Below are 10,944 nucleotides of genomic sequence, written 5' to 3'. Positions count from 1 at the left end.
GCTTTATAAGTTTGCTTTGGCTTCAAATGGTTTTACTAACATACCGGCATAAGCACCCGGAACTGGTTTTTTAAGCAGAATTGTACCATTTGGCAATCCTTTTAACACCACCTTTGTTTCAGAAAAATACACAGGTGTTACTGGCATGGTGTCTAATACCCCATCCTTTATTATAAAAACTTGCTGGTCTTCTAACAACAAATTTCTATCAACCTCAATGGCATCTTGTTCTGTTTTACCATTAATATTGGCTTCTAAATAAATACCTTCTTTGAGGTTTGGATCTTTTACATCGATGTAAGCCGTAATTGTTTGCGTAGTTTTATCAATACTTCCATTTACCCTTGAAATTATACCCTGATACGTTTCGGTTTTATTTAAATTTTTTAATTCTACCGTCTCACCAACTTTTAACAAATTAGCATACGTTTTACTGATACTAACTTCCATTTCATACTCCGAAGGATCTATAAATTCACCCAACTTTTGTCCGCTTCTAACTAATGTCCCTTCGGTTACTAAGGCTTCTGTTAAAATTCCAGAAAAAGGTGCCGAAATTACATATTTTGATAGGCGTTGTTCTAAATTTTTTAAATTATAGTAGTTGGACACAATACCGCGCCCTGTAATAAAATAGTTTTCTTTTTCGGAAGCCATTTCAGGCAACTTCGGCGCTGTTTTATTTAAATCGAAAGCATTCAGATAATTTTGCCATTTTTGGTATACCTCCGGAAAATCTAAGCGCAGATCTGGCATGATGGCCGCAATAGAATTATATAAATTACTTTTTGAAGATTGAACACTGGCATGATGTTCGGATGCATCCAGACGTATTAAAGGCGCACCAGCATTATACTTTTGCCCCGGCTTAAACAATACGTTGCCTGCTTTAAAAATCCCCTGAACTTCAGAATAAATTTCGACCCGGCGTTTTGCCACTAAACTCCCATTTGCAGGAATTTTAATTTGAACATCGCCATTTTTAACCGTATCTATAAAAACGGTTTTAATAACTTTATCTAAAACAGGTTTTGGCTTGTTTTTGCTGTCGATTAAAGATTTTGCTAAGAAAAAGGAGGCTATAATTAAAAGTACCCCAAGTAATGAAAGTATAATTTTGCGCATGAAAATAGAATTGTTAATAGCGCATAAATTTACCTAAACCGAAACTAGCAAAAGTTAAAAAAACCTTAAAACTTACAATTCGAAAGCCTCAATCTCCATTTGAATTTCTTCCCACTTATCCATAAAATCCTGTAAATCAGATTTCATTTTTTGATACTTGTCAAAGAAATTAGGTTTTGAGGTAACCTCTTCATAATTAATAGTCAGTTCTAAATCTATTTTTTTTATGTCGCGCTCCAACTGATTGATCTGAGCCTCAACATTACTCAATCTGTTATTTAAAGATTTTAATTTTTTTTGATCTCCGTACGATTGCTGTTTATTTTCTTTAGGCGTTTCTTTAATTACGGTACGCTTTTCAACTTCACGCAAACTTTCTACATTGCGCTGCTCTAAATAATAATCTATATCGCCTAAATACTCTTTTAATTTATGGTCTTTAAACTCATACACTTTATTGGTTAAGCCTTGAAGAAAATCACGATCATGCGATACTAAAATCAAAGTGCCTCCAAATCTTTTTAAAGCATCTTTCAATACGTTTTTAGATTTAATATCTAAATGGTTTGTGGGCTCATCCATAATTAACACGTTAAATGGCTGCAGCATTAATTTAGCCAGTGCTAAACGGTTGCGCTCACCTCCAGAAAGTACACGCACATATTTTTCGGCTTCTTCACCTCTAAATAAAAACGACCCTAATATATCGCGAACTTTACTTCTATTGGTTTCGTTAGCGGCATCAATCATGGTATCTAAAACCGTTTTGTTCCCGTCTAAATACTCTGCCTGATTTTGAGCAAAATACCCTATTTGTACGTTATGCCCGAGCTTTAAATGACCGTCATATTTTATATCGCCCACTATTATTTTAGCGAGGGTAGATTTCCCTTGTCCGTTTTGCCCAACAAAAGCTGTTTTGCTATCGCGTTCCACTAACAAGCTAATATTTTTTAACACCTGATTGTGGCCGTAGCTTTTAGAAATTTTTTCCATTTCTACCACCACCTTACCTGGCGTTACAGAAACTGGAAAATTAAGTGTCATCACACTATTATCATCTTCATCAACCTCAATTCTATCTATTTTATCTAGCTTTTTAATAAGCGATTGCGCCATGGTAGCTTTCGATGCTTTGGCGCGAAACTTTTCAATGAGTTTTTCTGTGTGTTCTATTTGCTTTTGCTGATTTTTTTGAGACGCTAATTGCTGCGTTCTAAGTTCGTCGCGCAAAACCAAATAGTTTGTATAAGACTTCGGGTAATCATAAATTCTACCCAAAGAAATTTCAATCGTTCTATTGGTTACATTATCTAAAAACATTTTATCATGCGACACGATAACTACAGCTCCGGCATAATTTTTCAAAAACCCTTCTAACCAAATAATAGATTCAATATCTAAATGGTTGGTAGGCTCATCCAGTAATAAAATATCATTATTCTGAAGTAATAATTTTGCCAGCTCAATACGCATGCGCCATCCACCTGAAAAAGTGTCGGTTAGTTTTTTAAAATCTTGTCGTTTAAAACCTAAACCCTGTAATATTTTCTCGGTATCGCCTTGGTAGTTATAGCCACCCAAAATTTCGTATTGATGCTGAAGCTCGTTTACATCTACCATAAGTTGATGATATCCGTCACTTTCATAATCGGTTCGTTCGGCCATTTGGGTATTTACATGCTCTATTTTAGCCTCTAGCTGCTTAATTTCAGAAAAGGCTTCGTAGGCTTCATCGAGCACTGTTCGTCCTAAAACAAAATCAATGTCCTGTTTTAAAAACCCAATTTTTAATTCTTTATCGGTAGCGATTTGGCCCGTATCAGGTTCCATTTCCCGAGATAAAATTTTTAGCATCGTCGATTTGCCCGCTCCGTTTTTTCCAATAAGCCCGATCCTATCGCCATTACCCAGCTTAAAAGTAATATCTTCAAACAGGTATTCTCCTTGAAACGAAATCGATAAATTATGAATGTTCATCATAGAAATGTAACTTTTGCTACAGAACTTTAATTATTAACTTCTACATTTGTTCTGTAATTGCGTTTGCAAAAGTACATTAAATAATATGTTTTTAAAAGGCACAAAATTATATAGTATTATTACCGGAACTTGCCCAAAATGTCATGAGGAATCTATGTTTAAAAACAAGAATCCATACATACTTTCCGAGGCGCTTAGTATGCACGAACGATGCAGTAATTGCGGTACAAAATACAAAATAGAGCCTTCGTTCTTCTACGGCGCTATGTATGTAAGTTATGCGGTGGGTATTGCATTTGCAGTAGCGGCCTTTGTAATTTCGTTTTATGTTTTTAATGCCAACATAAATATCGTTTTTGCCTCTATAATAGCGACGCTTGTTGTTTTTCTACCCGTTATTCTAAGAGTTTCTAGAAATATCTGGATTAATATTTTTATGCATTACGATAAAAATCTGGCTAAAAAGAGTAGCAATTGACGATTGACAATTGACAATTGGCAATTCTAAAAATAAGCCGCAAACTTAACGCAGTGTTCAGAAATCGTTAATCTTTAATCGTTATTCGCATTTATTTAATCGTTAGCCTTTTCCTGAAACGATTTTAGGAATATTAGTTCTTAGATTTAAAACGGGCAATATCGATTTCAATATCTAAAGGAATAGCATTCTCAATTAAATTATAAAGTTGCTTTGCAACATAGGGACCAATCATCACACCGCGGGTACCTAAACCATTAAGAACATACATGTTTTTATGTATTTCATGTCTGCCAACTAACGGACGCCTATCCTTAACCGTAGGCCTTATACCCGCCACTTGATTTACAACTTCATACTCACAATTAATCAACTTTTTAAGCTTATCTAAAAGTTCCTCTCTGGCACTGGCACTTACGGCATGACTTAAATCTTTCCATTCGTAAGTGGCTCCAACAATATACAAATCGGCTCCCAACGGAATTAAAAATGCGCTCGCTTTTAAAACATAATCTATTTTTAAATTTGGTGCATGAATAATAAGTAACTCGCCTTTGGCAGGTACTAAAGGCAAATTATTAAAATACGGGTTTTTAGTAACGCCAAAGCCTTCGGCAAATACTATTTGTTTTGCATTTATTGATTGATATGCTACGCCATCATCAAGAACTTTCAAACTATTATATTCAAAATCCGTTTCAAAAAACAGGTTCTTTTTAAGCAAATCTTCTTTATAAGCATCCATCAATGTTTTTACATCAATGCGTCCAGTTTCTAAAACTTCACCAAAACCAAAAGGAGCATCCAAAGATACATTTTCATTTTTAACGATTTTTGATGAAAGATACTCCAAAAGTATGGGTTTATCTGATGCTGCAAACCAATCGTTTTGTTCTTCCAATGAAGCAAATTTTCTATAAACAGGGATTTTGTAATCAAGCACAACCTGAAGTTCCTGCTCTAGTTTAGCATACATTGACAACGCCAAATTGAGTTGTTCTTTACATTTCCAAACAGGCGTAAATCGTTTTAAAACAACAGGGTTATATAAACCACCCGCAACAGTTGATGATTGCTGCGACGCATTATCAAAAACCACAAAGCTTTTATTATTGGCCTTTAGTTGTTCGCAAAAGCTTATCCCTGCCAAACCAATGCCTACTACGATATAATCTACTTGATTCATGCTGCGAATATAATAACATTTACAATGAATTTTGGCTCTCGACTACGATCAAGCTTGCATAAACAAATTTTAACAAAAAAAAACGCCTACTTAAAAAGCAGGCGTTTCATTTATTTTTAAGGTTTTAAGAATTAGTATGTCCACATATCTAATTCAAAATCTCTAATTTTCTCTTTAATCCTTTCAGATTCAAGTAGCTGCATTAAAGCATTATCTGAGATATACTCTGTAATTGCTCTGTCGCCTTGTACATTTTCTTCTTTATAAATATAAGCTTGAAAACGTCTCGCATTTAACATATGATCGAACGAAAATGGCATCGAGCTATTTTTATTATTAAATGATTTTGCTTCGTGCAATACGGCTCTGGCATCTGGAAAAAATATCCAGAACAATTCTACTAAATCTGGATTATCAGATCCAATAAAGTTAACGTCTGGTGCTACGGGCGCAATTCCTAATAATCTGTATTTCATTTCAGCCTGACGCTTATCGAAATACCAAAGTCCTTTAATATGATATTCTGTAATATCTGCTGCTGTTATATCTCTTCTGTTAATATATTCTGCAGACAATGATTCACCCGCATTTAATTGCTCGATACCTAATTCGGTAGTATCAATTTTTACCAGTGAAGCTTCAATATCTTTTAAAGTACGTTTTGATTTAAAATAAGAATCATCATAAATGTTTTTTATTCTACCATTTTTAATGTTCTTCATTAGCACATCGTACAGACAACGTCTTTCGCTTCCAATATTATTGGTGTCGATTGGATAGTACAGTGGAAAATTGGCACGTTCATCCAAAATCACTTTTTCCCAAGTCATTTTAGCGAAAAGAATATCTCTGTCGTCAACGTATCCATACTCTAATGGTTTATCGTTATCGATGGCCTTTTGTTTTTCTGTTCTTACGCCTATTTCTTCAGGACTTTTAGCGTTTAATATATTAGCTTGAGCAAATACACTAGACACTGTAAAAACAGTTGTAACGGTTAATAAAAAACTTTTCAAATTCATGTTATTTTACTTTTTAATTATTAGAGAATAAACCCAATAAGCAATTCTAATATCTTAGTTTGTAATCTCAATAATGATAGGAGATACTTTTTTAAGTATAACACTTACACCACTTGCTTTAGCTTCGATATCGAATATTTGAACATCTTCTCCGCGTTTCGCTTTTAATAGTGCAGACTTAGCTCTACTATCTAACTTATTACCATTTACATCAATGGTTGGTTGCCCTGGAACTTTAAATTTAAATCCAGTTACGTTTAATGGTAATTCGAAATCGAAGTCATCAAACTTAGCACCTACAGTTGATATTTCAAGAGCATTACGTTGCATTTTCACCGAACCGTCTTCACCTCTAATAGTTCCTGTTGGTTTTGGTAAATCTTTAATTCTGAACGTTGCTCTATCGCTAACTGCGTTTCCATCAGGTAATTTTCCAGTTACATTAATAGTAACTTCTCTACCTTGAATTCTAGTAGCATCCATCATATATTTGCTACCACCTGCTCTTGATAAACCTTCTGCTGATGCATTTACATTATTATCTGGAATACCAGCAAAAGAAATGGTCATTGGGTTTTGAACACCACGATAAACAACATTCATTTTGTCTGCAGAAATAGTAGCCGCATTTGGTTTTGGAACTGTGGCAAACGACGATTTTACAGGTACTTCAATCTCTTCACCATCTTGAGCGAAAATTAATTTACCTTCAATTTTATGCTCACCTGGGCTGCCAGTACCTACTTTTAATTTCACTTTACCATCTTCGATAGTATATTCTTTATCTGTAAGTCTTCTTCCATCTAAAGTTAATTCTACTCTGTTAGGCTTGGTGGTGGCATCTTTACGACCTAATACAATTTGACCATCGAATTGCTCACCATTAAAATAAGCAGATTTTGATGTTTCTAATAAGGTTGTATAATTCGTCATAGATACTTCGCTTGCAAGCGTTCCTTGCAACATTGTAGATAAAATCTCTGATTGTGATGTTTTAATATCAGCTTGTATCTGAGTCATTTTTGTTAACGATGCTACTAAAGGAAAGCCTTTGTAATTATGGCTTAACCAATGAACAGTACCAGCACCACGTTTAACCGGGTCGGTATTAAACTTTTCTTTTACATCTTTAACAACAGACTCCATACCTTTTTCGTCTGCTAATATTTTAGCAACACCATCTCTAAAGGCTGCTACTTGATTCATAAATTCCTCTCCGTCTGGTTTAAGCTTATCACCTTTAAAGAAATTCTCGTCTAGGTAATCGCCTTTATCCATTACTTCATAATCTGTTGGATCGTCAATTTTTGCAACCATTTTACCTTTTAAGTTTTCTAAATAGGTATTAAACTTTGTTGCTAATGCATCAATTTGCTCTGCTTTAGATTTTAAAGGTGCATACTTTTCTTTTTGATCTGTAGCTTTCTGCTCTAGGTTAGCCATAAAACTATCATTTCTCAATGTAGTAGCTTCGTTAGATTCAGTAAGCTTTTCGTTCATTAATCCGAATGCTGAAAGCACTTCTTTAGACATATTTAATGCTAGCATCGCTATAAATATTAAATACATCAGATTAATCATTTTCTGTCTGGGTGATAAATTTCCTCCTGCCATGTTAATTAGGTTTTTTTAGGTTAATAAAATTTGGGCCTTTTAACCCCTAATTAATTTTTATTCATAGCAGACAACATTCCACCGTACACGCCATTTAATGAAGATAAGTTTGATGCTAAAGATTTCATTTGCTCTTTAAGTTTAGCCGCATTTTCAATAGATTCTTCATTAATAGATGCTTGTTTATTAATGCTTTCTAATTGAACTTTATATAGGCTATTTAAAGATTCCATTTGAGCTGCTGCTAAAGATAATTCTTCACCATATTTTTTAGAAGCTTCAATAGAATTTGCAGAAGATGACATATTTTTTGCTACGCCTTCAAAACTTTTAATACTATCTCCTAAACTAGCCATTAATTCGCTATCAATTTTAGCGTCTTTTAATAACTCATCTAATTTTTTCGATAATATACCTTCTGGGTTTTCGTTCTTTGCTTTTTTACTAGTTTCTCCTCCAGCTAATTCTGGGTAAACTAACGACCAATCTAGTTCGTTATCAACTGGTTCGAATGCTGAGAGTGCAAATATAATTGCCTCTGTTACAAGACCTAATGTTAACATGAGGTTACCATTTATGAAGCCAAACTCCATATGTGTGATTTTGAAAAGAGCTCCAATAATTACGATTGCTGCCCCTAATCCGTAAGCCATATTCATGAACTTTTTACTTGCTTTTGACTGTGCCATAATTTTCGATTTTTAATTTAAGTAAATACTTAAGTAGGTTAATTAATAGGTTAATGATTTGATTTGATTTGATTAATTTTTAAATTTTTGATTTTATTTCTTTTTTCCTGTTACGTGTGTCCCCATGTAATCTTGAACAGTTCTAAAACCAATATAACTTCTTGCAGAATCTGCATATTCGTAGTCTCTTGAGCTTACTTGTAAGAAGTATGCAACATCTTTCCACGAACCACCTCTTACAATTTTACGCTGGTTGTTGTTGTCGTTAACACTTGGGTTAATGGTTGACGTATACTCATAGGATGATGGATCGTATGATGCATTTACCCATTCTGCTACGTTACCAGCCATATTATATAAGTTATAATCATTCGGTTCGTAAGATTTAGCCTCTACAGTATACAATGCTTGATCTGCAGCATAATCTCCTCTTACAGGTTTAAAGTTTGCCATAAAGCAACCTCTGTCGCTTTTAGTGTATGGTCCACCCCATGGATAGGTTGCAGCTTGCAGACCTCCACGAGCGGCGTATTCCCACTCTGCTTCAGATGGTAATCTAAACGTGTTTACCATAGCCGCACCTTTTCTTGATTTTTGATACGAATTTTTCTTGATGGTACGCCATTCGCAAAATGCTTTTGCTTGTTTCCAAGTGACTCCAACTACTGGATATTCGCTGTAAGCATCGTGCCAAAAATAATCGTTATGCATTGGTTCGTTATACGAGTATGCGAAATCTCTAATCCAAACAGCTGTATCTGGATACACTTCTATTTGTTCTTTTACAATAGCATCTCTACGTTTTATACCTCTGTTTTTAGCAGCTTCCTGGATATCCATATAACTATACTGGAATTTAAACTTTTTAACGTCCCAGGTACGTTGCCCATTATAAGAATCTTCTAACGGTAAATACATGGTATCCATTACTTCGGTGTAATACTCATCTGGATATTCGGAAGTATCAAAAATTAGTTTAATCTTGTTATTAATTTTTCTTCCCTCGTAACCAGTTGGTCCTAATCCGGTATAGTTTTCAAACATATACTTTTCATAAACAGACATATTAGCGGTGTCGGCATCTTTAAATGCATACTCTCCAATACCTCCATCTTCTGGTACTTTTCCAACCTCATCTGCCAAAATAGCCAATTTCATTCTAATTATTGAGTCTCTCACCCAATGCACAAATTCGCGGTACTCGCTATTTGTTATTTCTGTCGCATCCATATAAAAGGCTCGAACGGTAACGGTTTTTGCAGGTGCATCTTGTACTCCAGCAAGGTCGTCATCTCCTTTACCCATTATAAATGCACCACCAGGTATAAGTTCCATCCCATAAGGTTTTTCTGGGTGCCATTTTTTTCCTTTAACACCAACTAGCTCGCCCTTATCGTTAGAGCCACAACTAGCAAGTAATGTTAATACTGCGGTTAATAAAATAAACTTCTTCATATCCATAGAAAACTCGAGGTTAATTATTTATAAGCTTTATTTGAGAGCGTAAACATATTTATATATTTTTTAAAAAACAACTTTTTTAGAAAAAAGTTTACATTTCATCGTGAAAAAATTACATTTTACCGATGAAATCAACGTTTAAACCTTGTTTTGTGCTTAAACGCAATTTTTTTGAAATGCCTTATACCATCTATCAGGCACTTTATTATTACACGCATCTAAATAATCTTGATGCATGCAAGGTAATAACGTATGTCTTTTTAATTTAGTATTAATTTCTGTTAAAAAAGGGATTTCAATCCACCATCTTCCGGTTTTATTGCTTTTATAAAATACTAATTCTTGAGAATCAATTAAAGTTATGAACTTTTGATAGCTTCGATCGTCTGAGAAATCGTCGTCTTTTACTCTAAAGTTAACACCTTCAATAAAGTACCATAATATTTGCGATGCCAACATAGATGTTATCTCGTCGTCTTTAGACGGTTTGTATTCATAAATACCAAAAGAAGATACTTTATTACTTATCCCCGCATATCGGGCAATAGCACAAATCTCTTTTCCATCTAACCCGTTTGGCGAGTACTTTTGATTTAAACTTACCTCTGAAGCTTTTACCGAACTTAAATCGACACTTACAATATTAGCATCTCGCATAACAGGTTCTGCTATGGTAATATCTTTAGATACGGCTCCCAGTCTGTAAGATTCAAAATACAGGCTATCCATTAAATCTTTTTCTTCTTGAGAATTGAAATAGGTTTGATAACCAATCGTGGCATAATTAAACAGATTGTAAGGTTTGTCTAAAATTATTTTTCCCACAAAGCTGTCGTTTTTAATAGGCTTCGCAGAATCTCCTAAATTGAACTTGCAATCTACATTCACAATATTAACCATAGGCATTATCGTATCGTAAGCCCTGTAGTTAGGGTATGTAAGATCTTGCGTGCCACCAATAATAATAGGTATAATATTTTTTTTGATTAATATAGCAATGGTAGTTTTTAAGGCAAAATACGTATCTTCAACACTTTCGCCTTTATTAATATCGCCTAAATCTGCAATAACGGAATTCCAACTTCCTGGAAACAGGCTATAAAATGACTTGCGTATTTCGTTTAATTGAAATTCTTCTCCAATATAATTTACATCATTGCGATTTTCTAACACCCCGAGGATTGCAATATCTACACCCTCTAATTCTGGAATGCCATTTTGCGAAGAATGAATTCTAATTTTTCTACCTAAGGCTTGTAAAGAAAGTAATTCGTTATGAGCTAAAACAATTTCTGAAACAGGAGAGAGAAAATTAAAATTCATAAAAGTGTAACGGATTTATCTACCAACTTAATATTCATTAAGATTAAAGACAAATATCGAAAG

9 protein-coding genes are annotated in these 10,944 nt (G+C 34.2%); 1 reads left to right on the top strand and 8 read right to left on the bottom strand.

Annotated features, from left to right (window positions below):
• Nucleotides 1–3 precede the first annotated feature (3 nt).
• Nucleotides 4–1,125 carry an efflux RND transporter periplasmic adaptor subunit gene (locus ACFQ0I_RS05790; RefSeq protein WP_379940289.1) on the bottom strand — a complete coding sequence of 374 codons (1,122 nt, stop codon included), beginning with the start codon at nt 1,123–1,125 and terminating at the stop codon, nt 4–6.
• A 72-nt stretch (nt 1,126–1,197) separates the two neighbouring features.
• The gene (locus tag ACFQ0I_RS05785) at nt 1,198–3,108 is read right to left on the bottom strand and encodes an ABC-F family ATP-binding cassette domain-containing protein (protein ID WP_379940286.1); all 1,911 of its coding nucleotides are present in this window, start codon (nt 3,106–3,108) and stop codon (nt 1,198–1,200) included.
• An 85-nt stretch (nt 3,109–3,193) separates the two neighbouring features.
• Between ACFQ0I_RS05785 and ACFQ0I_RS05780 the strand changes: the two genes are divergently transcribed.
• Nucleotides 3,194–3,586, top strand: a complete 393-nt coding sequence (locus tag ACFQ0I_RS05780; protein WP_379940285.1) for a DUF983 domain-containing protein — start codon at nt 3,194–3,196, stop codon at nt 3,584–3,586.
• 133 nt (nt 3,587–3,719) lie between these two features.
• Here ACFQ0I_RS05780 and ACFQ0I_RS05775 read toward each other — a convergent pair whose 3' ends face one another.
• The 6 genes from ACFQ0I_RS05775 to ACFQ0I_RS05750 form a co-directional block, all read right to left on the bottom strand.
• The gene (locus tag ACFQ0I_RS05775) at nt 3,720–4,772 is read right to left on the bottom strand and encodes an NAD(P)/FAD-dependent oxidoreductase (protein ID WP_379940283.1); all 1,053 of its coding nucleotides are present in this window, start codon (nt 4,770–4,772) and stop codon (nt 3,720–3,722) included.
• Between the two features lie 131 nt (nt 4,773–4,903).
• On the bottom strand, nt 4,904–5,794 hold the full coding sequence (gene porN / locus ACFQ0I_RS05770) for a type IX secretion system ring subunit PorN/GldN (RefSeq protein ID WP_379940282.1): 891 nt from the start codon (nt 5,792–5,794) through the stop codon (nt 4,904–4,906).
• A gap of 54 nt (nt 5,795–5,848) precedes the next feature.
• The gene (gene porM / locus ACFQ0I_RS05765; protein WP_379940281.1) at nt 5,849–7,408 is read right to left on the bottom strand and encodes a type IX secretion system motor protein PorM/GldM; all 1,560 of its coding nucleotides are present in this window, start codon (nt 7,406–7,408) and stop codon (nt 5,849–5,851) included.
• 50 nt (nt 7,409–7,458) lie between these two features.
• On the bottom strand, nt 7,459–8,097 hold the full coding sequence (gene porL, locus ACFQ0I_RS05760; RefSeq protein WP_379940279.1) for a type IX secretion system motor protein PorL/GldL: 639 nt from the start codon (nt 8,095–8,097) through the stop codon (nt 7,459–7,461).
• A 93-nt stretch (nt 8,098–8,190) separates the two neighbouring features.
• The gene (gene porK / locus ACFQ0I_RS05755) at nt 8,191–9,552 is read right to left on the bottom strand and encodes a type IX secretion system lipoprotein PorK/GldK (protein ID WP_449288677.1); all 1,362 of its coding nucleotides are present in this window, start codon (nt 9,550–9,552) and stop codon (nt 8,191–8,193) included.
• A gap of 162 nt (nt 9,553–9,714) precedes the next feature.
• Nucleotides 9,715–10,881 carry a formimidoylglutamase gene (locus ACFQ0I_RS05750; RefSeq protein ID WP_379940275.1) on the bottom strand — a complete coding sequence of 389 codons (1,167 nt, stop codon included), beginning with the start codon at nt 10,879–10,881 and terminating at the stop codon, nt 9,715–9,717.
• Between the last annotated feature and the right edge of the window lie 63 nt (nt 10,882–10,944).

Source organism: Mariniflexile aquimaris (assembly GCF_042676825.1).
GTDB classification, from domain to species: Bacteria; Bacteroidota; Bacteroidia; order Flavobacteriales; family Flavobacteriaceae; genus Mariniflexile; species Mariniflexile aquimaris.
The sequence above is the reverse complement of the archived record's forward strand: the minus strand, read 5'-3'. Positions and strand labels throughout refer to the sequence as shown.